This is a genomic window from Mucilaginibacter sp. GW822-FHT03E02 (assembly GCF_058801545.1).
The window spans coordinates 225,055-248,008 of record NZ_JBXANJ010000001.1 but is presented as its reverse complement, the minus strand read 5'-3'; the positions used below and the strand labels follow the sequence as shown (position 1 = coordinate 248,008).

13 protein-coding genes are annotated in these 22,954 nt (G+C 43.3%); 7 read left to right on the top strand and 6 right to left on the bottom strand.

Features of this window, described 5'->3' with window-relative positions; genetic code table 11:
• Position 1 precedes the first annotated feature (1 nt).
• The 3 genes from ccoN to AC1RM2_RS00845 all read right to left on the bottom strand — a co-directional run bounded on the left by ccoN (position 2) and on the right by AC1RM2_RS00845 (position 4,762).
• A complete protein-coding gene (ccoN, locus tag AC1RM2_RS00855) occupies positions 2 to 2,128 on the bottom strand; it encodes a cytochrome-c oxidase, cbb3-type subunit I (RefSeq protein WP_492982454.1) in 2,127 nt (708 codons plus the stop codon).
• 85 nt (positions 2,129 to 2,213) lie between these two features.
• Positions 2,214 to 2,375: a cbb3-type cytochrome oxidase assembly protein CcoS gene (gene ccoS, locus AC1RM2_RS00850; RefSeq protein ID WP_492982452.1), complete on the bottom strand. Its 162-nt coding sequence runs from the start codon at positions 2,373 to 2,375 to the stop codon at positions 2,214 to 2,216.
• Positions 2,372 to 4,762 carry a heavy metal translocating P-type ATPase gene (locus tag AC1RM2_RS00845; protein ID WP_492982450.1) on the bottom strand — a complete coding sequence of 797 codons (2,391 nt, stop codon included), beginning with the start codon at positions 4,760 to 4,762 and terminating at the stop codon, positions 2,372 to 2,374. Before AC1RM2_RS00845 ends, ccoS begins: the two co-directional genes overlap by 4 nt.
• A 120-nt stretch (positions 4,763 to 4,882) precedes the next feature.
• Here AC1RM2_RS00845 and AC1RM2_RS00840 point away from each other — a divergent pair, with 120 nt between their 5' ends.
• Together AC1RM2_RS00840 and AC1RM2_RS00835 are read left to right on the top strand one after the other, a co-directional pair.
• Positions 4,883 to 5,851, top strand: a complete 969-nt coding sequence (locus tag AC1RM2_RS00840) for a DUF542 domain-containing protein (protein WP_492982448.1) — start codon at positions 4,883 to 4,885, stop codon at positions 5,849 to 5,851.
• A 53-nt stretch (positions 5,852 to 5,904) separates the two neighbouring features.
• Positions 5,905 to 7,686 (top strand): hypothetical protein, encoded by a 1,782-nt coding sequence (locus AC1RM2_RS00835; RefSeq protein WP_492982446.1) that lies wholly within the window; start codon positions 5,905 to 5,907, stop codon positions 7,684 to 7,686.
• Between the two features lie 543 nt (positions 7,687 to 8,229).
• On the opposite strand, the gene AC1RM2_RS00830 is transcribed toward AC1RM2_RS00835, so the two are convergent.
• The 3 genes from AC1RM2_RS00830 to AC1RM2_RS00820 are packed head-to-tail and all read right to left on the bottom strand — an operon-like array spanning position 8,230 to position 10,414.
• Entirely contained in the window at positions 8,230 to 9,084 is an 855-nt protein-coding gene (locus tag AC1RM2_RS00830) for a universal stress protein (protein ID WP_492982444.1), read from the bottom strand.
• Between the two features lie 5 nt (positions 9,085 to 9,089).
• Positions 9,090 to 9,527: a hypothetical protein gene (locus tag AC1RM2_RS00825; RefSeq protein ID WP_492982442.1), complete on the bottom strand. Its 438-nt coding sequence runs from the start codon at positions 9,525 to 9,527 to the stop codon at positions 9,090 to 9,092.
• A 26-nt stretch (positions 9,528 to 9,553) separates the two neighbouring features.
• Positions 9,554 to 10,414 carry a universal stress protein gene (locus tag AC1RM2_RS00820; protein WP_492982440.1) on the bottom strand — a complete coding sequence of 287 codons (861 nt, stop codon included), beginning with the start codon at positions 10,412 to 10,414 and terminating at the stop codon, positions 9,554 to 9,556.
• A gap of 245 nt (positions 10,415 to 10,659) precedes the next feature.
• On the opposite strand from AC1RM2_RS00820, the gene AC1RM2_RS00815 reads away from it, so the two are divergent.
• From AC1RM2_RS00815 to AC1RM2_RS00795, 5 genes are all read left to right on the top strand, one after another.
• Positions 10,660 to 11,544, top strand: coding sequence for a universal stress protein (locus tag AC1RM2_RS00815; protein ID WP_492982438.1), 885 nt, complete (start codon positions 10,660 to 10,662; stop codon positions 11,542 to 11,544).
• 347 nt (positions 11,545 to 11,891) lie between these two features.
• Positions 11,892 to 16,067, top strand: a complete 4,176-nt coding sequence (locus AC1RM2_RS00810) for a hybrid sensor histidine kinase/response regulator transcription factor (RefSeq protein WP_492982436.1) — start codon at positions 11,892 to 11,894, stop codon at positions 16,065 to 16,067.
• Between the two features lie 364 nt (positions 16,068 to 16,431).
• Entirely contained in the window at positions 16,432 to 19,533 is a 3,102-nt protein-coding gene (locus AC1RM2_RS00805; RefSeq protein ID WP_492982433.1) for a SusC/RagA family TonB-linked outer membrane protein, read from the top strand.
• Positions 19,534 to 19,545: 12 nt separating this feature from the next.
• Positions 19,546 to 21,246, top strand: coding sequence for a RagB/SusD family nutrient uptake outer membrane protein (locus AC1RM2_RS00800; RefSeq protein WP_492982431.1), 1,701 nt, complete (start codon positions 19,546 to 19,548; stop codon positions 21,244 to 21,246).
• 191 nt (positions 21,247 to 21,437) lie between these two features.
• On the top strand, positions 21,438 to 22,940 hold the full coding sequence (locus AC1RM2_RS00795) for an RICIN domain-containing protein (RefSeq protein ID WP_492982429.1): 1,503 nt from the start codon (positions 21,438 to 21,440) through the stop codon (positions 22,938 to 22,940).
• Positions 22,941 to 22,954 lie beyond the last annotated feature (14 nt).

The window sequence follows — 22,954 nt, the reverse complement described above, 5'->3', positions numbered from 1 at the left end:
GTTATTTATTGGCGGTTTTGTTTGCTTTAATGTCTGTTCCTAACCGTTGCAGGTAAGCAATTACGGCTATGATTTCCTTGTTGTTTTTTACCTTAATATGGTCGGCATAAAGGTTGTCCCTTATCTCTTTTTCCTGTTTTTCAAGGTCCTGGTTAGCTATGTTTTCATAGCCTGCCGGATAAGGCACACCCAGTATGCGCATAGCATGTATTTTTGCACGGGTTGATGTAGTATCCAGGTCTTGCGTTATGAGCCAGTCATAATTAGGCATGATGCTTCCCGGCGACATCAGGCGCGGATCCATCAGGTGGTTGTAGTGCCAGGCGTTACCATATTTTTGGCCTTCGCGGGCCAGGTCAGGTCCGGTACGTTTTGATCCCCATAAAAACGGGTGGTCGTACACAAATTCGCCGGCCTTGCTATACTCACCGTAGCGTTCCGTCTCAGATCTAAACGGCCGAACCGTTTGTGAGTGGCAGTTAACACAGCCCTCGCGGATATATAAATCGCGGCCCTGAAGCTCAAGCGGGGTGTATGGTTTTACAGATGCTATGGTAGGTATGTTAGATGATACGGTTAGTGTGGGCATCAGTTCAATAAAGGTGCCTACAAGAATAACCAATAGTGCCGCAATAAGCATTTGGATGGGCTTACGCTCCAACCTGCGGTGCCAGCTGTTTTCCCTCGCAATCGTGTGAACTGGTTCAAGCGGCATAGCCTGTGCCGCCTCATTGGCTACCAGTTTGCCTTGTAAAGCTGTGCGGGTAAGGTTATAAGCCATTACTATCACGCCCAATAAGTACATGGCCCCGCCTGCAGAGCGCATCATATGCATTGGTAAAATCTGCAGCGTGGTTTCCAAAAAGTTTGGATATTTCAGCATGCCTTCGGCGGTAAACTCTTTAAGCATAAGGCTTTGTGTAAAACCGGCCCAGTACATTGGGATAGCATAAAAAAGGATACCCAATGTGCCTATCCAGAAGTGGAAGGAAGCCATTTTTTTAGAGAACAGCTCAGTTTTATAAATACGTGGGATTAACCAATATAGGATAGCAAAGGTTAAGAAACCATTCCAGCCTAATGCGCCAACGTGCACGTGTGCAATAATCCAGTCGCTAAAGTGAGCTATGCCGTTTACTTGTTTAAGGGAAAGCATAGGGCCTTCAAAAGTGGCCATACCGTAGGCGGTTAAACCTACTACCATGAATTTCAGGATCACATCGTCCCGTACCTTATCCCATGAACCGCGCAGGGTTAACAAGCCATTGATCATACCGCCCCAGCTTGGTGCTATCAGCATAATAGAAAAAGCTACACCTAATGATTGTGCCCAACCCGGTAAGGTAGTATATAAAAGGTGGTGAGGGCCGGCCCAGATATAGATAAATATAAGCGCCCAAAAGTGCAGGATACTTAATTTATAGGAGTAAATAGGGCGGTTGGCCATTTTGGGTAAAAAGTAGTACATCATACCCAGGTAAGGGGTGGTCAGGAAAAACGCAACGGCATTGTGGCCATACCACCATTGCACTAATGCATCCTGAACGCCTGCATAAACCATATAGCTTTTAAATGCAGATACCGGTAACTCAAAGGAGTTTACTATGTGTAATACGGCTATAGTAACAAACGTGGCTATGTAAAACCAAATGGCTACGTATAAATGCCTTTCTCGGCGTTTAAATATGGTGCCAAACATGTTCCAGCCAAACACAACCCAAATTACGGTGATGGCAATATCTATAGGCCATTCCAGTTCGGCATATTCATGTGATGTGGTTAAACCTAAGGGAAGTGTAATTACTGCCGATAAAATAATAAGCTGCCAACCCCAGAAATGGATTTGGCTAAGTACATCACTAAACATCCTTGCTTTGAGCAGGCGTTGCAGCGAATAATAAACGCCCATAAAAATGGCATTGCCCACAAAGGCAAATATTACCGCATTGGTATGTAACGGGCGGATACGACCGTAGGTAGTGTACTGGTTACCCATGTTGGCGGCCGGGTGATAAAGCTGAATGGCTACAATTAAGCCTACAGTCATGCCGATTATCCCCCAGATTACGGTAGCGATACCAAAATTCCGGACGATTTTGTTGTCATAGAAAAATTTTTCGGGCTGCATAAAATGTTGTCTTTTTATGGGTGTAAAATTATTGAAGTGCACTGGGTGACAGAATGATGACAGTTGGCTTTAAATATGATTAGCATCACTTTTTGTCTGCTTCAGCATCGTCATCATCAAGCAGAATGCGCATGGAGGGTGTATACAGATCATCATTTTGACCACTGCGCTGGGCCCAAAGAAAGGCGGCTAAAAATATCAGTGCAAGCAAAACGCTGCAGCCAATTAAAAAATAAATGATGTTCATATAAGTTTTCTTTTTTTGGCTGCAAAATGAGTTGCCAACGTAGTAAATGAAATAATGGTCACAGTGCTCAATGGCATTAATACGGCTGCTATTAACGGCGATAGGTGGCCGGTAACCGCATAACTAAGGCCGATGATATTGTAGGTAAGCGAGATGAGGAACGACAGGCTGATGACGTTTACCGTATCCCTGGCAAAGCGAAGAAAAGCTGGCAGTTTGCTAAATGATTTACCATCTAAAATGGCATCGCAACCCGGCGAAAAATTGTTTACATCGTCTGTAACTGCTATGCCGACATCACTTTGTTTTAGCGCGCCCGAGTCGTTTAGCCCATCGCCCAGCATTAAAACCTGCTTCCCTTTTTGCTGAAGCGCTTCTATAAAATTCAGCTTATCCTGGGGCGACTGGTTAAAATGCATGGCCTTATCGGCCTTGAAAAATTGCACAAGATCTGTACGCTCATGATCATGATCGCCTGAAAGCAAAAACAGGCCATAGTTTTTAGTTAACGAGCTGATGTTTTCCATCCCCTCCCTATATTCCTGGGCAAATTGAAAATACCCCAGGTAATGGTGGTTGATCATGATATGTACGCTGGTATTGCGCACGCCACCTTCGGCAAAGCCAAACACAAACGCTCCGCTACCCATGCGTAAAGTGTTGTTTTCGACATTTGCCGTAATTCCCTTACCGGGAATCTCGTTATAATCTGTTACCGGCAGTTTTTTATAGTCGCCTAAAAATTGACAGATCATCCTGCTTAAAGGGTGTATCGAGTTGTGGCAGGCGCTGTATATCAGTTGCTTTTGTTTTTCGGTAAGCTGGCCTTGTATTACTACGCTTTTGCTGTTACCTGTCGATATAGTGCCGGTTTTATCCATTACAATGGTGTCAATGGCTGCCAGCTGTTCAACTATCCGGGTGTTTTTAAGGTAAAAAAGGTTTCTGTCAAAGATGCTTAGTGCCGCGGCCATGGTAAACGGAGTGCTTAAGGCGAGGGCGCATGGGCAGGCAATAATAAGTACGGCGGTAAAAGCATCAATGCCACGCCGGTAATCTGTAAATAGCCAGGCCAATAACGACCCAAATGCTATAATCAGGAGCACAACGGTAAAGTATTTACTTATGGTTTCGCTAAAAGTTTTTACCCTGCTATCCTGTTTCCGGGTAAAAGCCTCGTTATTCCAAAGCTGGGTAAGGTAACTTTGCGATACCGGCTTTACTACTTCAAGCTCAATAGCATCGCCCGTTTGCCTGCCGCCTGCGTAAATGATTTCGCCCCATGTTTTATTTACGGGGATGGCTTCGCCGGTAACAAAACTAAAATCAATGAGTGCATCTCCTTTCAAAAGGATGGCATCTGCCGGGATTATCTCATTATGCCGTATCAATATGCGTTGGCCGGTAACAATTTTTGCCAGGGGGATAGACTTTTCTGCATCGCCCGTTAATACCTGCACGGCAACAGGAAAAAATGAGCGGTAATCCCGCTCGAATGAGATATGGTGATATGTTTTTTGCTGCACAAATTTGCCCACCAGCAAAAAGAAAACCAGGCCGCAAAGGGTATCGGCATACCCGGCCCCGGTATGGGTTAATACTTCGGTTACCGTGCGAATAAAAAGAACTGCAATGCCCAGCGCCAGCGGAAAATCGATATTAAGTATCCTGGCTTTTAAATTTTTGAAAGCGGAAACAAAGTAATCCCTGCCACAAAAAAACACTACAGGCAATGTGAATACGATGTTTAGATAGCCAAAAAAATGTTTAAAAGTTTGCTCAAAGGCCGATAGCCCAAAATATTCAGGAAAGCTTAGCAACATAACGTTGCCAAAACAAAAACCGGCTACCGCGATTTTTTGAACCAAGTTGCCTTTATTGGCCGAATTTTGCTTTTTAATAACGTCCTGCAGGCTGATTAATGGTTCGTACCCGATGTCATAAAGCAGCTCTACCAGTTGCTGCAGGCTGCAAATGCGATGATCAAAACGTACTATTAATTGCTTTTTTAAAAAATCGACCCTGGAGTAATGGATGGCCGGGTTAAATCTGTTTAACTGTTCAAGCAGCCACAAACACGAGCTGCAATGAATATGGGGTATATATAAAGTGATGATAGTGATATGCTCATCAGTATAATCCAACAAATCGTTAACTATGGACGATTCGCTTAAATATTCAAATCGTTTGCTAACCCGTGCCCGGGTTGCACCGGGGTGATCATTGTAATTGTAATAGCTCCCAAGGCCGTTGCCTGCCAGTATCTGGTAAACACTTTTACAGCCCTGGCAGCAAAACTGTTTTTCATCAACTATAAATGAGGTGGTTAAGCACTCGTCTCCGCAATGGTAGCATGATGTTTTAACAAGAATTGTGTCGTTCGTCATCTTTTTATTCTGGTTTACCAAAAGTCCATTTAAAGGGCGGAAGTACAAATGATGGACATTATGGGCTAATGTGACCCTCGTCATTTTTTGGAGGTATGAATGCCAATAGATTTGTAATTGATGAACAGGCCGGAAACTTTTGATGTCAGGATGATTGATCCAGGCACAATGCACGTTGATATTTTTGAAAAACTAAGTGCGATGGAGATCGGTCGGTCGATAGTAATAATTCACGATCAGAACCTGAGGCCACTTTATTTTCGTTTGCTGGCAGAGTGTAGACAAGCATTCAGTTGGGAAGCACTGGATGATGGTCCCGAAGCCTGGCGCGCTCAACTCACCAGGCAAACGCCGGGAATAGATAATGAAACCATAGGCGATATGGTATCCCGCGATTACCGGAATGCGGCAGTGTTTAAAAAACTGGGGGTGGATTTTAGCTGCGATGGAAAAAGGACGCTGGAACAGGTTTGTACAGATGGTCATTTGAATATAGATGACCTGCGCCAGCAGCTGGCTATGTGTTTAACACAACCTCCGGTACAAACCATAAACTTATTAAGCTGGGCTCCGGCATTTTTATGCCGTTACCTTATCAATCTTAATCATCAATACATCAAAATAAATTCCCCCTTTATTGCCGAACTGGCTCAAAAAGTTGCTGTTGGTTATAAAGACAGTCATCCGCAGATTGGCCGGGTTAGCAAGCTTTTTTTTAATGCAGGTGAAGTTATGATGCGCGATGTATTGATTGAGGAGACATCGCTGTTTCCTGAAATTGTTAAGCTATCGGAGTGTTATAATAAAGGCTGTATGCCTGCAATAGATACAACAGACGATATTTTAACCACCTTTTATAGTATGATGGCAACGCATGAAAAATTAGCGGCTGATTTTCGCCTTATCAGGCAGCTAACCAATAATTACCAGGTGCCGCGTTATGTTTCTTCATCCTATAATATTTTATATAAGCTTTTGCAGGATTATGAGGATGATTTGCTGTTCAATTTCCATCTTGAAAATAATTTACTTTTCCCTAAAGTTATAACCATTCGCGATAAAATGCGATCAATGCAAATGCCTCACTGATGAGCTGTTGTAAACTGATGTTAAATTAAGTGCTGTTTTAAATATAAAAAATAATGATTCACACATTTCATATCCCGGTTTTGGGTCTTGGGTACTCCATTGATACCCCGCTAAAGGTTGCCCGTTATGGCATATCGTCTGTTATTTCTATCGTAGACGACGAATTGATTGAGAGAATGCGGGCTTACCACTGTCATGTAAATAATGAACCTTACATAGCGATAACAAAAAAAGAGCCCGATTACAGGGCAAAACGAATTACCGCTTACCTTGACCTGGTAAACTTGCTTGTTACCCGCCAGTTTGATCATTTACGCAATATGGATTTTGATAAAGGAAATGATTTGTGCAGGTATTTTGAACTGCTTCCTGAGCAATCGAGGCTGCGGCAGGGTTATGACCTGATGCTGGACTACCCGGAAGGAGCACAAAAAAGAGTATTCCAGCGAAGGCTGGTTAAAGAGATGAAGCCCGGAAGCATTGATGTAAACATCATGTCGAAATTAGATAAAATGAATTATACGGCCAATGGCGAGTACACCGGCGATACCTTTACAGATGCACTGGCAGCGTTGCGTGGTTTCGCTGAAAGCAAGCTTCATTCCTCAATTATTTTATCAGCCGGCATGAATCCGCGCTTGTACAGTTACCTGGAGGCTTTTCCTGGTTTTTTCCCTGACGATAGCGGGCAATTATTGAAAAAGGTTGTTTTAAAGGTGAGCGATTTCAGGTCGGCATTTATCCAGGCCAAGTTTTTGGTAAAAAAAGGGTTGTGGGTATCTGAATTCAGGATAGAATCGGGCCTAAACTGTGGAGGGCACGCATTTGCTACCGAAGGCTTTTTACTTGGGCCTATATTAGAAGAGTTTAAGCAAAAAAGGCAGGAAATGCTTGACGAACTGTTTAGCACTTACCAGGCTGTATTATTGCAAAAAGGAATAGTACTTGCGCACGCCCCAAAGCAAAAGCTTACCGTACAGGGCGGCATTGGCACTGCAGATGAAAACCGGTTTTTGTTAGACCACTATGATATGGACGGCACCGGGTGGGGGAGCCCATTTTTACTGGTACCCGAAGTAACCAATGTTGATGATAACACACTTGCCCAACTGGAAACCGCTACAGAAGAGGATTTTTATTTAAGCGGATCGTCACCCCTGGGTATCCAGTTTAACAATTTTAAAAAGAGCACCTCGGAAGAATTGCGCTTGAGCAGACTTGAAAGAGGGCGCCCCGGAAGCCCCTGTACTAAAAAGTACCTGGTAAGCAATACAGAGTTTACCGAAACACCTATTTGTACCGCATCGAGAGAATACCAGCACTTGAAAATAGAACAGTTGCAAACCCTGGGGCTTGCAGCAGATGAATATGAACAACAATACAAGGCAGTAACCGAAAAAATATGTCTTTGCGAGGGCTTGTGCGCATCTACCTACATCAAATATGATTTATTAAAGCCAAGAGAAAATAAAGCTGTTGCTATATGCCCTGGCCCTAACCTGGCTTATTTTTCAAGAACCTATTCGTTAGACGAAATGGTGCACCATATTTACGGCGCTACAGATTTGCTTGGAAAAATAAAGCGGCCGCACATGTTTATAAAGGAATTGAACCTTTATATTGATTATCTTCAAAACGATTTACAATCGCAATTAAAAGATATTACCGAAAAAAAGAAGAAACAATTGAGCAAGTTTAAGTTGCAGCTGCAGGATGGTATAGCTTACTATAAAGAGTTGTTTGCCAGTTCGGCAAATCAAACATCTGGTTTAATACAGGATTGGATAAACGATTTGAGTACATCAGAAGAGCAGTTAAGCAGTATAGCCATATAGGTATTGCCCAAATGAATGTATGGGCAGCCCGGTCAGATCGGGCTGCTTTTTTTGTGTCTATAAAGATCTGTTTAAGTAGATAGACATGCCGTTAAGACCACAAATGTTTTCTACCCATGACATGTTTTCTTTTCGAGGTGCGTAGGCCTGTCAACCCTGAGCCTTTCGAAAGGGGGGCGTGGAGAGGCCTTTACCCGCTATGCTTCGACGGGGCTACCCATGACACGCTTGGTTTGACATAAACATTCGCTTAAACGCTGGCCACGACTCACCCCGGCTACGCTGCGCTGGCCGACCCTCCCCGGCTGCGCCGCAAAGAGGGTTGAGGAAAGAAAAATTATTTTTTCGCCCCTCTATGCGCGAAGCGGAGAGAGGGGCAGACGGGCGTAGCCTCGTCGGGGTGAGTCGACTCGCCGCGTTGCGATAAACGTCATTCTCCCTTCAAAGTTTCGCGAAATTTTACCACTCAGAATTACGTTAAAAGTTATTGTTTTACGGAACAGGTAAAGCCCCGGCTCATGCGGGGCTTTTACCTATAAAATATTAGGGCCTTTTAGGCAATACCATAACCGGGATGGTTATATGGTGAGTTATGTGGCTGCTTTGGCCGCGTTTAAAAAATGACGTCATCTGCTCCTTTGGGCGTTTGGCAATGGCCAGCAAGTCTGTCCGTTTATTGGCTTTCAGCCATTCCCAATCTTTTTGATATTTGATATCGGGCACGCTGCGAAAGTATACGCCGCCACAATTCAGGTCGGTATAAAGTTTGCGGTTAAGTTCTTTTTCGACGGCTCTTGTGTTATCATCTGCCGGATTGCTATTCAGGTGGGCAACCATCAATTCGGCGTGGAAACCGTCCATCAGGTTACCAAGTTCGGCTATAGATAATATATCGCCGGCATCCAATGTAGTGGCAAACGCCATTTTTTCAACATTGCGTAAGGGGGCGTGTTGAGGTACTACCAAAACGGGTACGGTCGTCCAGTCTATTATCCTGCTGCCTGCGTCACTCATCATAAAAGACGCTAAATCATCAGTTTCAAGCGGTGCCGTAACAATCATAGCTGTTTCTGAATTGTTGATAATTTCCGTCATCACATCTACCATATCTGCACTGCCCGCATAAAACGATACCTGGGGCATAAAAGATCCCGGAAAAACCCGTTTTACTAAATCGGCCTCTAATGCTTCTGAAAATTCTGTGAGCCTGGTATCAGTTATCGGCTCTTCGGGATATTCTTGTCCGCTTAATACAGGTTGCGCGTATAATGCTGCCGGTGTTAGCTGCAAGTGGTAAAGCCTTACGTTAGCCTTCAACTTTTTTGCAATATGCAACGCATATTTAGCCGCATGGCCAGATTTTTCTGAAAAGTCGGTCAGGACTGCTATAGATTTCATGTAGGTTAATTTTTTAATTCAGTTATGGTTTTACGAGATGCTATAATTCTTTCCGCATAGGTAAATAGCTTGTTTTTTGTCTCCTTTAAAGCAGCCATCGAGTCGGACAGGCCGCCAGCCAGAGTACTGTACTTTTCAATAAACTGAAGCCCCATCGCTTCTTTTTCATTACCTACAAACGGTTTAAGAAATACGAGAAATACTGGTATGTCGGATTTAAGATTATCGATATTTTTTGCCTGTTTGAGTATTTCCCGTTCAAATTCCTCTTTTTTTAACATCATTTCGGGCGTAAGCCTTGCGCTTTTGTATTTATCAAGAATGTTATTAAAAAAACGGATCTCATCTTCCATGAAACAAACGTCTTTCATCCAGTGGCTGGCTAAAATATATAGCTCCTGTATTTCGTCTTCTAATTGGTTATCGGGCGTTAACTTATTCATGGTTGTAATTTTTAGTGAAGCAGGTGTTAAAATTTTGCAGGTATTACTAATAAAGGCAATGCAATGTGCCCTGCCATTTTTTTAGTATGGCTGCCGGTAAACAGCGATGCCAGTAACCCGCGATGGTGGTGCACCATAGCCAGCATGTCAACATTGCCGTAGTTGCATAGCCAGTTAAGCCCGGTTTCGGTTGGTGCCTGTTTAATAATTAATGAACTTGTTTTGGCATATCCGGCAATTTGTTTAACCTCCTGCACCATTTCGGCCAGGTATATTTCTGCTTCATCGGTGTTTTCGCCTTCATGGCAAACGTGTACCAATTGCATGGTGGCATCCATTAAAGTTGCCAGGGGCTGTATGGCTGTGATAGTTGCAAAATCATCACCCTTATGTTTCATATCAAGCGCCACAGCAATAGTTTTAACAGGGCTAAACTTAAAGCCCGATGGGATAAGCAGCAATGGGGTTGGCGTGGCATCAATCAGGTTACGCGCATGGTTGCCAAGCATTAACCCGCTTAAGCCTCCGGCGCCATGTGTTCCGGCAACTATTAATTCTACATGGTCCTGAGCTGCCAATATTTTTATTACATCTGTGGCTGTACCAGGTTCGGCTTTATAGCTAACATTCGGTTTAAAATCGCCTGCTGCGTGTTGGGCTTCAAGTATTTTTTTTAACTGCTTTAGTTCGGTTAGGGCAGCTTCTTCAATAACGTGGTACTCTTCCATGGGCCATACAATTACGCCGGCCTGGGGTATTTCGGCAGGTATCGTCATCGCTGTACATATCTCTACATCACTTTTTGTTTGCATAGCCAACCTATAACCAAAAATGGCGGCGTTTTTGGCGTTTTCCGAAAAATCGGTAGCAATCAATACTTTTTTCATGGTTTTAATTGTTTAATTATTTTGAGTAAAATTCAGGAAATGAGGTTGTTTAAAAAGTGATGCCCGTCACTTATTATTATGATATAGTATCGGCTGGTCCAACAATTTACAAGTATCAAAATGCTACGGATTAGCCCAATTTGGTGCCGCTGGTGACCGATATCATTTGTGTTTATGCCCGATATCATTTATTACTGGGCTTAGCCAACTGATATTTGTTAGTAACAATAGTTAGTCCCTTGGATATGAATAAAATATTGGTACCTACAGATTTTTCTCCCTGCGCGGTAAATGCAAGCCATTATGCCTTACAACTGGCTACACGCCTGAGGGTTGGCGTACATATATGCCACGCTATATTAATACCTATTCAAACATTAGCAGTCAATCCGGATTCATGGGCAACCTCCGATTATTCGCACCTGGAAACTGCCACCATGGATGCCTTAAGCGTAACCGCCGGCGAAATGGAAAACGAGATGGCGCATGAACAGGCTACTGGCACCGGTAATTTTAAACCTCATGTTGACTATTCGTGCCACATGGGGTTGGTAGCTGACGTAGTTGATAGAATTGTTGATGAAAGGCGATTATCGCTGGTTGTAATGGGGATGTCGGGCGCGGGCGAATTAAGCAGGCTGTTCATGGGCAGTAGCAGCCGGTCGGTAATTGATCATGCTAAATTTCCGGTGCTGTTGGTGCCGCGTAAGGTTAAATTTAAACCCTTAAAAAAAATAGCTTTCACTACCGATATGCTGGCCGGAGATATTGATGTGTTAAATTTGGTGGCCGATATAGCCAGACATTTCAACGCCGAAATTTTGATTGCCCACATTACCAGCCCGGGTAAGGATGCCCGGTTGGATGATAAGCAGGTGGCTCAATTTTTAAGTGAAGTAACAGATAAAATTAATTATCCTAAAATATACTACAGAAATGTAAAAAGCGCCGACATAGAACAGGGACTTGACTGGCTATGTAAACACGGACAAACTGATATGGTAGCTACCGTACACCGGCATCAAAATTTTATAGAAAGGATTTTTTCAGGTAGTTACACGCAACGGCTGGCTAAACATGTTGAGATGCCGCTATTGGTTTATCCCGCCATTGCTACGATAAAACGATAAATCCTATTCGTATTAACCTTTTCTTATTGCTTTTAAGTGCTTTACGGTGCGGTAAGCGCAACCCTCCTGTAGAACAATATTTGGCAACGCGCCTCTTTTATAATCGCCAAAATTCAAAAAACTTTTTTAATTAAGATAGGCAATAGGTTTATCTACAGTGATTTATCACTATAAAGTGTATAATTATTTTTTTTATTTCATCATTAAGTGTAGCTTACACAAGTAAATAAAACCAGTTTAACCTGAATTTTTTGGCGGTGTTTTATACCGATGTTTAATTGGTAACTTTTGGTTATACTATTGTGTGCTATTAGGCAGCATCGAATGTTACTTGACGCCTGATTTATATGAAGAAGATAAATTTACTGTTTGCTTTGCTGTGTTTTGCGGTTTGGGGGCATGCCCAATCGCCTGTCAGGAACAAGATTCTTAAATACTCGTTAAAAGATGGCCTGTCATTTGGCATCGTAAACAGTATTACCCAGGATAATAAGGGCTTTATGTGGTTTGCCACCAACGAAGGGCTTAACCGCTTTGATGGTACAACATTTAAAGTATTTAAATCCCGGCAGGGCGATTCAACGTCATTGGCCAGCAACTTTGTACAAAGCATAATTTTAGGTAAAGATGGCTTTATATGGGTTTCATCCAGGAGTGGGCTCAGCAGGCTTGATACCCGTACCGAAAAATTCTCGCATTATAAATTCACATACGGCAATAACGTAAAAAACGCGGTAAATAACATTACAAAAGGTAGGGATGGCAATCTGTGGATAGCATCTTATAGTGTAGGTTTCTCGTATTTTAATACCCAAACTTTAAAGTTTACAAATTATAACAGTAAATCGCTGCCGGGATTGTCAAGCTACCGGATAACCGCCCTGCTTGAAGACTCAAAAGGTTTACTATGGTTGGGCTCAGACAACGCCGGTATCAATATAGTAAATCAAAAAAACGGCGTGGTTGCCGGTAAGTCAAATTTTTATGCACCCATAAGCAACTTTGCCGGCGGGCGTATAAACGACATTTTTGAAGATCATTTTCACAACGTATGGATAGCTACGGGCAAGGGCATCATATATTATAACCGCAGTAATAATACTTTTTCGCAACTTCAAACTACACAACCTGCTTTTAAAAACAAAAGGTATTTATCTATAATTGAAGATGGCAGCAAACAGCTGCTGGTTGGGTTGCAGGATGGTGGCGTGTACAAGGTTTCGGTTGAACCCGGGCCGGCACCGACTCATTTTTCGCTTTTACCAATTACCGGGGATGATGATCATTATATAACCCAGCGTTCTGTTCAAACCCTATTTATTGATAAGGACAAAAACACCTGGTTGGGTACCTATGATGATGGTATTGGCATGATAAGTAATATCAAAGCGCGCTTTACTAATATCCAAAAGAAAAGGGTGGAAAAAAGCGGCGAGAGCTGGATACGCTTTTACGGAATGTGTCAGGATGGTGATGGTTATTTATGGCTTGGTACCGATGGCGACGGCATTTTTAAAATGCGGCCCGATGGAAGCCTGGTTAAGCAATACAAGGCCAACAGTCGTCTGGGAGGGCTTACAGATAGCGCCTTTTTGTACGGGTATACCGATAGAAATAAGAATGTTTGGTTTGGCACCTATGCCAGGGGACTTTTTTTGTACAATAAAAAAACAGATTCGTTTACAAATTTTAGTCATGATGCAGCAGACAATAAAAGTATTGGCGGTAATGATGTAAGAGCTATTTACCAGGACATACATAAAAATTTGTGGGTTGGTACTAACGGAGGCGGATTGAGCCTTTTTGATCACGCTACCAAAACATTTACCAATTACACGCCCGCCAACAGCGGCTTCGGCTCATATGATGTAAGGGCTATAGCCGAGGATGAAAAAGGGAATTTGTTTGTTGGTACCTACGGCAGCGGATTGTTATATTATGATGTTGCACAAAAAAAATTCTCGAGGTTGTTTAAGGAGGACGCCCAAAAAAGCTATTTTCCCACCCAGATCATCTTTTCGCTTTATCCTGATAAAAAAAATCAGCTGTGGATAGGCACCGAGGGGGATGGGTTGATTGTATATAACCTTAAATCGAAAACATTTAAAAAGTTTAACGAGAAAAGCGGGCTGGCAAATAATACCATCAACGCCATAAAGCAAGCCGGTAATGGTACGGTTTGGATAAGTACAAACCAGGGTTTGTCATCCATTGATACCCGCACCAATAAAATATTTAACTACGATAAATCGGATGGATTGCAATCCGGGCAATTTAATGCAGGATCGGTGGTAATGGACACGGTGGGCAAACTCATGTATTTCGGCGGAACAGAAGGTCTTAATATTTTTGATCCCGAAAAAGTAAATCAAAACTATTACCAAACCCAACTATTAATAACAGGCCTGCAGATTTTTGACAAGCAGATAGAGGTAGGGGCGCAGGGCAAAGACGAAACGGTATTGTCAAAAACCATTAGCGAAACCTCCCAGCTAACCCTTCAGCCAGATCAGTCGGTTTTTTCTATTCAATACACCGCTTTAAATTACGTTTATCCCCAAAAGGGCAATTTTGCCTACCGGCTGGATGGGCTTGATAAATCATGGAACTATGTAGGCAACCAGCGGTCGGCAACCTATCGTTACCTTGAGCCAGGCGATTATGTTTTTAAAGTAAAAGCATCCGATCAGGATGGCGTCTGGATGGATAACTATGCAACCTTGCATATAAAAATTTTGCCGCCATGGTACAAAACATGGTGGGCCTATTTATGCTACCTGGCCACAATAGGGGTTATTATTTATTACTATATACAGTATAGAGCCAACCAGTCGAAGCTTAAATACGATATCAGGATTGCCCAGCTATCGGCCGAGAAAGATAAGGAGCTGAATGAGCGAAAGCTGTCGTTTTTTACCAATATCTCGCATGAGTTCAGAACGCCGCTAACCTTAATTATTAACCCGGTAAAGGATATGCTGTTTGGCCCCACAGATAAGGGCGATGTGGGCAACCTGCACATCGTTTACCGGAATGCAAGGCGGCTGTTAAGTTTGGTTGATCAGTTACTGCTGTTCAGAAAAGCCGAAAGCGATACCGATAAGCTAAAATTAGTTAAGCTCAATATTGTAAACTTATGCCGCGAGGTTTTCTTATGCTTTAACCACCAGGCCAAAACAAAACAAATACAGTTTGAATTTGTCAGCCAAACAGAAGCCATTGAAATATTTGCCGACCGCGAAAAGATAGAGATTGTTTTATTTAACCTGATATCAAACGCCCTTAAGTTTACACCTGAGCACGGTACGGTAACTTGTACAGTGATAAATGAAGCCGACAATGTAAATATTGAAATACGCGACACCGGCTGTGGCATAACCGAAGGTACCGGCGATCAACTATTTAACAGGTTTTACCAGGTTGAAAATGCCGCCCCAATGGCTGGCGGGTTTGGTATTGGCTTATACCTGGTTAAAGTGTTCGTTGAAAGCCACAACGGTAAAATTGTTTATGAAAGCAAACCGGGCAGCGGCACCGTTTTCAATATTTGTTTATTAAAAGGTAAAGCCCATTTTGGGCAGCAATTTGTTTTTGAAGATGTTGCCGAAACCTCCGTTTTTTTAGATGAACTGATAGAGAATAAGGGGGAGTTAACGCAGGATACCGCAAATGCCAAACAGGCAAAAGCCAAAAATGCCGATCCGTTGAGCTCAGATACCAAAACTATGCTGCTGATAGAAGACAATCAGCAAATCCGCGATTATTTGAAGCAAATATTTAATGATGAGTTTGAGATTTTTGAGGCTGATAACGGCACAGACGGGCTTGCGCTGGTTTATCAGCTTGTGCCGGATATTGTTATCAGCGATGTAATGATGCAGGGTTTAAGCGGTATCGAGGTTTGCCATCGCGTAAAGGAAGACCCTGTTTTAAATCATATACCGGTGATTTTGTTAACAGCAAGTTCATCCGCCGAGATAAAATTAAAAGGCATTGAAGGCGGCGCCGACGATTATATCACAAAACCATTTGAAAAAGAAATACTGATAGCCCGCGTTAACGGCATTTTGAAAAGCAGGAATAATCTGCAAAAATATTTTTATAATGAGATAACCCTCAAATCAAACGACCTGAAGATATCGCAGGAATACAAAGAGTTTTTAGAAAAGTGCCTGGTTATTGTTGAGCGGCATTTAACCGACCCGGAGTTCAGCATTAAAACACTGGCTGCCGAAATTGGTATGAGCCACTCCAATTTGTACCGGAGGATTAAGTCTATTTCGGGGCAATCGGCGAATAGTTTTATCCGCTTTATCCGGTTAAGGAAGGCCGCCGAGATCCTGTTAACAACCGATAGTACAATTTATGAAACCGCCTACAAAGTAGGCTTAAATGACCTTAAATATTTCAGAGAGCAGTTTCATAAATTGTTTGGAATAAACCCGTCAGACTACATCAAAAAATACCGTAAACCATTCCACAATAATTACAACGTAAACCGCGATGTAATTAAAGAAAATTGACGGTGGTTAATTTACCCCCTATACAAAACCCGCTTAAATACCTTATTTAAGCGGGTTTTGCTTATTTACCCCCTATTTAATTGAGAATTTACCCCTCACTCAATTTTGCTTTTTAACCCCATTTTGGCCTTACCAATTAACCGGAGATAAATCGTAATTCATTACCGGCCATTTTAATAACATGCAAAAAGCTTTGTAAAATCATGAGTTTACAAAGCTTAATGTAGGTGTTTTAATTGCCTGGGAGTGCGTCCGATCGACATCCTAAATTTAGAAAACCCAGTAAAATATGAAATCAAATTTACACGTAAAGCATTCCCCTCACCGGAAAAGATTACCCCGGCTTTTCTTATTAGCCACAAGTATGGCAATTGCTTGTTTAACTACCACCGCACTACCAACCCAGGTTTACGCAGGAGTTAAAAACATTAACAAGCAGGACTTGAAAATAAGCGGCGTGGTAACCGATGAAAAAGGCGAAACCCTGCCTGGTGTTTCCGTAACGCTAAAAGGTACCACCACCGGTGTTATTACCGATATTAACGGAAAGTATACATTAAACGTGCCCGATGCTTCGGCCACATTAGTGTTTACTTATATCGGCTACACCAAACAGGAAGTACCTGTTAACGGCCAAACAATTATCAATGTAAAATTAGAAGCCGACTCAAAATCATTAAACGAAGTTGTGGTTGTTGGTTACGGTACGCAAAAGAAAGCAACCTTAACCGGCTCTATATCGCAGGTTAAGGGATCGGAGCTGGTTAAAAGCCCACAACCCAACCTTTCAAACGCGTTAGCCGGAAGATTCTCGGGCGTTATTGTTAACAACCGTAGCGGCGAACCTGGTTACGATGGTTCAAACATCACTATTCGTGGTTTGGCTACTACAGGTAGTAACAACGTACTGATAGTGGTTGACGGCGTGCCCGGCCAGATAGGTGGTTTGGAAAGGCTTGACCCGAATGATATCGAAAGTATGTCGGTGTTGAAGGATGCATCGGCAGCCATATACGGTAACAGGGCGGCAAATGGTGTTATCCTGGTTACCACCAAACGTGGTAAATCGGGTAAGCCACTCATTAGCTACAGCTTTAACCAGGGGTTCAGCTCGCCAACACGTTTGCCAAAAATGGCCGACGCGGCAACTTATGCCCAGATCATGAATGAGATTAGTCTTGACTCGAACCCTACGGGAGGTCCAAACCAGTCATACTCGGCAGATCAGATTCAGAAATTCAAAGACGGATCAGATCCGTTAAATTACCCTAATACCGATTGGGAGAAGCAAACACTTAAAAGTACTGCATTGCAAAATCAGCACAGCCTTTCGGTTACCGGCGGTAGCGACGATGTAAAATACTTTGTTTCGCTGGGTACTATTTACCAGGATGGCTTATACAAAAATGGTGTTACCAAATATCACCAGTATAATTTCCGTTCAAATATCGATGCTAATGTTACCAAACGTTTAAAAGTAGGGTTGTCGTTGTCAGGCAGGGAAGAAGACAGGCAGTTTCCTGAAGTAGGCGCCGGCGATGTATTCCGTTCTGTGTATCGCGCAAAACCTATTGTTGCAGCCTACTATCCAAACGGATTGCCAACAACAGGTATCGAAAACAACAACCCGGCCGTTCAGGTAACCGATATTGGTGGTGTTAACAATAACCCTACCCAGGTGTTTAACGGTATTTTAAAGGGCAGCTACGCACTTCCGGGTATTGAAGGTTTGTCTTTGGATGGTTTCTTTTCTGTTGATAAATCGTATGCGTTTGACAAAAATTTCAGTAAGCCTTATATTCTGTACAGCTATGATTCAAATGCAAAAACTTACAACAAAAATGTGGTTGGCGGTAATAACAACGCTCCAACACTGTTTGAGTCGCAAACCAACCAGGCATTACTTACCTCAAACATTAAGCTGAATTATGCGCGCAAATTTGGCAAGCACGATGTAAATGCTTTTGTTGGATATGAGCAAAGTAAAAACCACCTGGAATATTTTGATGCTACACGCTACAACTATTTATCATCACAACTGCCCGAACTTTCACAGGGTGGCAGTGCCGCAACAGATTACCTGAACTCTGGCTATAGTTCAAATTATAACCGCCGTAGCGTGATCAGCCGTTTAGCATATGCATTTGATGAAAAGTATTTATTTGAAGGCCAGCTGCGTGCAGATGGTAGTTCGATATTCCCTTCGGGTAAGCAATGGGGTTATTTCCCATCGGCATCAGTAGGATGGAGGATTACCAAAGAAAATTGGTTTAAAAATAATGTCAGCTTTTTTGATGATTTAAAACTAAGGGCATCGTACGGTTCGTTAGGTAACGATAACGTAAATGGCTTCCAGTATTTTGATAATTATGTTTTGGTTAACAATGGTTTTGTAGCCAGTGTTCCGGGCAGCGGGTCAAATACCATTCAGCCAAACGTTAACCTGGTAAAACTGGCTAACCCTAACATCACCTGGGAAGTTGCCAGAAAGTTGGACATCGGTGTAAATGCTACATTCCTGCATGATTTTACAGTTGAGGCTATCTACTTTAAACAAAAACGTTCTGATATCCTTGCCGCAAGGAACGCGTCATTGCCAGGTACTTCGGGTATCGTAAATCCATACGGCTCTGATCCTTTGGTTCCTTCAGAAAATATTGGTAAAGTAAACAGCGAAGGTTTTGAGGCAACCCTCGGCTACAACCACACCAGCAATAAATTTAGCTGGGGTATAAGCGGTAACGTAACCTATGCTAAAAGCAAGATTATTTTTATAGATGAAGCCAGTGGCGCTATAAGTTATCAGCGCCAAACCGGCAGGCCTTTGAACACCTACCTGCTTTACAATGCCATAGGTATTTTCCGTACCCAGGCAGATCTTGACAGTTATCCGCATGTTACAGGCGCCAAAATTGGCGACTTAAAATACCAGGACTTTAACGGCGACGGCCAAATAAATGCCGACGACCAAACACGCACCAAATATGGTAACATCCCACAAATTACTTATGGATTTACGCTGAACGCAGCTTACAGTAATTTTGATCTTTCGGTATTATTTTCAGGCCAGGCGCAGGTTAGCCAATATGTTTTACCTGAATCGGGAAGCATTGGTAACTTTTACAGCAGCTGGGCCGATAACAGGTTTAGCGCTTCGAATACAAACGGAACCTATCCAAGGGTAACAGATCGTGCGTCTAACGCCATCAGCGGGGGGCAGTACAACAGTACGTTTTGGCTTAATGATGCTTCGTTCTTCAGGTTGAAAAACGTTCAGTTAGGTTATAATTTCAATACAGCTTTCCTTTCAAAAATTAAATTAGGCGGCTTAAGGGTGTATGCAAGCGCGTTCAACTTGTTCACCATCACCAAGGTGAAGGATTATGACCCTGAAGGAACCAGTGGCAGCGGTCAGTTTTATCCGCAGCAGCGAATTATCAACTTAGGTGCAAACGTTAAATTTTAATTAGAACAGATCATGAAATTACAATATAAAACCCCGCTATATTTCATCGTATGCGGCATGCTGTTCACAACGGCATGTAAAAAAGACCTTTTAAATGTGCAACCTACAGACAGGATTGCTACATCGGCCATTCAATCGGATACAGCTGTTTTCGAGGCCTATGTAACCAATCGTTATATCGGCGCCAAGTTACAGGATAAAGAGGGCGACGGATCAAACCCCGGTTTTGGCCGCGGCTTTGAATACAGTATGTGGAGTTCCCTTACCGATGAGTCCATTTACAATAATGATGATGCTACGTGGCTTATACAGCGCGGACAATTGGCCCCCGAAAATTTAGGTGGAGCAGGTGTGCTTTGGGCCCGGAGTTATCGCAGCATAAGGGAGTGTAACTATGCCTTAAGTATTTTACCAAATCTGCCTTTAAGCGCCGGGCATAAAACACATATTGAAGGCGAGTTGAAATTTATCAGGGCGTTCCGTTACCAGGACCTCATCCGTAATTACGGTGGGGTGGTGCTAATGGGTGACAAAGTGGTGAACCTGGGCGATAATTTACAGGATCCATCATTATTTAAAAGGGCAACTATCAAAGAAAGCATTGACTATGTTACCGCTCAACTTGATGATGCCGCTGCTAAATTGCCTTTAAATAACGACGGAACCTGGCTGTTAGGCCGTGCTACAAAAGGTGCCGCGTTGGCATTAAAATCAAGGCTAAAGCTTTATGCTGCAAGTCCGTTGTATAATGCCGGCACATGGGCCGATGCTGCAACAGCGGCACAAGCGGTTATCAGCTTAAATAAATACGGTATTTATTCAGGCGGTTATGATAACATGTTTTTAGTTAACGAAACTAACGAGGTGATTTTTGAGCGTTTGTACACTAAAAATGCCAACCATACCCACATGGAAATTGCCAACGGGCCAAATGGTTATGGCGGTTGGGCCGGTAATACGCCGCTGCAAAACTTAGTTGATGATTATGAAATGGATAATGGTAAGCCAATTACCGATCCTACATCAGGATACGATCCAACACATCCTTACGATCACCGTGACCCAAGGTTTGATGCAACTGTATTACACAACGGATCTCCATACAGGGAGCGTACTGTTGAAGCATTTATACCGGGTGGAAAAGACAGTAAAGATGGCGATAGCAACTGGAATACCACTAAAACAGGTTACTATTTACGCAAATATATGGACGATGCTTACCCGCTTCAAAACCCTTGGGGTAATGCTGGTTTTCATCCATGGATTTATTTCCGTTACGCCGAAATCCTGCTGAATTTTGCCGAAGCAGCCAACGAAGCTTACGGAGCCGATGTTATTCCGGCTGGTTCAACCATGTCGGCAAGGCAGGCTATCAACATGATCAGGGCAAGGCCGGGTGTTAATATGCCGGCATTAGCTGCAGGATTAAACCAATCGCAAATGCGCGATGCGATTAGATACGAAAGGCGTGTTGAACTGGCATTTGAAGAACATCGTTTCTACGACGTACGCCGTTGGAAAATTGCCGATGTTACCGAAAATAAGCCGGCAGGAGGTGTAATAATCACTAAAAACGCCAATGGTACGTTTTCATACACACCTAAAGTGGCATTGGACGGACGCAGTTTCCAAACCAAACATTATTGGTTGCCAATACCACGCACCGAGATCCAGGCTTCTGGTGGCCAGTTACAGCAAAATGCAGGTTACTAAAAAAAGCCTCACCTAAATCCTCTCCAAAGGAGAGGACTTAAAAAAAGATGCAAATATCCCTGACTAAAAATGGGGGTAAAAATCATGCAAATCAAGAACCCTCTCCTTTGGAGAGGGCAGGGTGAGGCTAAACAGAAGGGAGTATTACTTGCTCCCTTCTGTTTTAATGGTGCTATAAAACCACGTTAACCATGAAAAAAATATTTAGTTTACTATTTGCAGCAGGCGTTTTAATAACAGGCTGTAAAAAAGACAATAGTGCGGTAACCCAACCCGTTACTAAAACGGTGGTAGATATCCCAGCAAAACCCATTACTATTGATTCGACCCCGGCAAGCGCACTTAAAGGCGTTAACTGGGCTTGCGATGGCGATAACTTTAGCGATGGGATATTGGTTTTAAGCGGCCTGGCGTCAACCGATAGTTATGCCACAGTATCGGCAAAGGCCGACGGTGTAATATCGGGCCTTCAGGCCAATACGGGCGCAAATACACTGCGACTGCCGGTAAATTACCCAACCGTGTCACAAACCTGGTGGAACTCCTACACCGGGGTGATTGATAAGGCCTTAAGCAAGGGTATGAATGTTATTTTGGCCTGTTGGGAATCTAAATCGGCTGCGGATGGGGTAATAGATAATACAACCCAGTTTTGGTCTATGTGGCAAACCATTGTCAACAAATATGGCAGCAATGCACATGTATACTTCGAAATATTTAACGAGCCCCACGGCTATACCTTAAACGCCTGGACTACCATTTGCGCACAGTGGTTAAGCAATTATCCATCTATACCGCAAGGCCGCATTTTGGTTAGCGGTACTTCATACTCACAGGATATTACCGGCGTTGGGGCCGATAGCCGTTTTAGCGGTTGCCTGTTATCTATTCACGACTATACTTTTTTCAGCAACGGCACCAACACCACAGCCGCGCAATGGGAAAGCAGGCTGCGGGGCAATATCGGCAGCTACAGTAGCCGTGCGGTATTAACCGAGTTTGGCGTACCCATGACCGGTGGTAAAAACTACACCGGCGCGATAGGCGGCGATCAGGAGATTGCTTATCTGCAGGGTTTAACCAATCAGGTTAGGGCATTTGGCATGGGCAGCGTCTACTGGCCGGGTATCCGCACGGGCGATAGCTACGCCATGGAGACTTTGGGTGGCACGGGCACAAGCCTTACCGTTTCAAATACCAACACATCGGGCTTAAGCAGGCTTAAATATGGCTGGGGCGTGGGAGCAGGTGGTACCGATACCTTTTACCCAACAGCGTACTACCGTTTGTTAAACGTCAACAGCGGTTCGGCTTTAGATGTAAACGGCTCGTCGACAGCTAATGGCGCGGGTATTATACAATGGCCGCAAAACGGCGGTAATAACCAGCAATGGATAATAACCGGCAACGGCGGCGGATACTACAAAATAACCAACCGCAACAGCACGCTGGCACTTGATGTTAACAGCGCATCAACCGCCAACGGCGCAAGCATTATTCAATGGCCGTGGAATGGCGGCAACAACCAGCAATGGCAGCTTACGTCTGTAGCAGATGGTGTTTATAAAGTAATTAACCGCAATAGCGGTCTTGTATTGGATGTTAATGGCGGTGTAACCACCAACGGTGCCGGCATTATTCAGTGGCCATGGAATGGCGGTACTAACCAACAATGGCAAATTGCACAGCAGTAAGTTTTAAGTTGTGA

Coding starts and splice junctions, on each gene's coding strand:
- AC1RM2_RS00830 (WP_492982444.1), bottom strand. CDS start 9,084: ATGAAATCTATAGCAGTCCTGACCGACTTTTCAGAAAAATCTGGCCAT.
- AC1RM2_RS00820 (WP_492982440.1), bottom strand. CDS start 10,414: ATGAAAAAAGTATTGATTGCTACCGATTTTTCGGAAAACGCCAAAAAC.
- ccoS (WP_492982452.1), bottom strand. CDS start 2,375: ATGAACATCATTTATTTTTTAATTGGCTGCAGCGTTTTGCTTGCACTG.
- AC1RM2_RS00815 (WP_492982438.1), top strand. CDS start 10,660: ATGAATAAAATATTGGTACCTACAGATTTTTCTCCCTGCGCGGTAAAT.
- AC1RM2_RS00840 (WP_492982448.1), top strand. CDS start 4,883: ATGAACAGGCCGGAAACTTTTGATGTCAGGATGATTGATCCAGGCACA.
- AC1RM2_RS00825 (WP_492982442.1), bottom strand. CDS start 9,527: ATGAATAAGTTAACGCCCGATAACCAATTAGAAGACGAAATACAGGAG.
- AC1RM2_RS00810 (WP_492982436.1), top strand. CDS start 11,892: ATGAAGAAGATAAATTTACTGTTTGCTTTGCTGTGTTTTGCGGTTTGG.
- ccoN (WP_492982454.1), bottom strand. CDS start 2,128: ATGCAGCCCGAAAAATTTTTCTATGACAACAAAATCGTCCGGAATTTT.
- AC1RM2_RS00805 (WP_492982433.1), top strand. CDS start 16,432: ATGGCAATTGCTTGTTTAACTACCACCGCACTACCAACCCAGGTTTAC.
- AC1RM2_RS00835 (WP_492982446.1), top strand. CDS start 5,905: ATGATTCACACATTTCATATCCCGGTTTTGGGTCTTGGGTACTCCATT.
- AC1RM2_RS00800 (WP_492982431.1), top strand. CDS start 19,546: ATGAAATTACAATATAAAACCCCGCTATATTTCATCGTATGCGGCATG.
- AC1RM2_RS00795 (WP_492982429.1), top strand. CDS start 21,438: ATGAAAAAAATATTTAGTTTACTATTTGCAGCAGGCGTTTTAATAACA.
- AC1RM2_RS00845 (WP_492982450.1), bottom strand. CDS start 4,762: ATGACGAACGACACAATTCTTGTTAAAACATCATGCTACCATTGCGGA.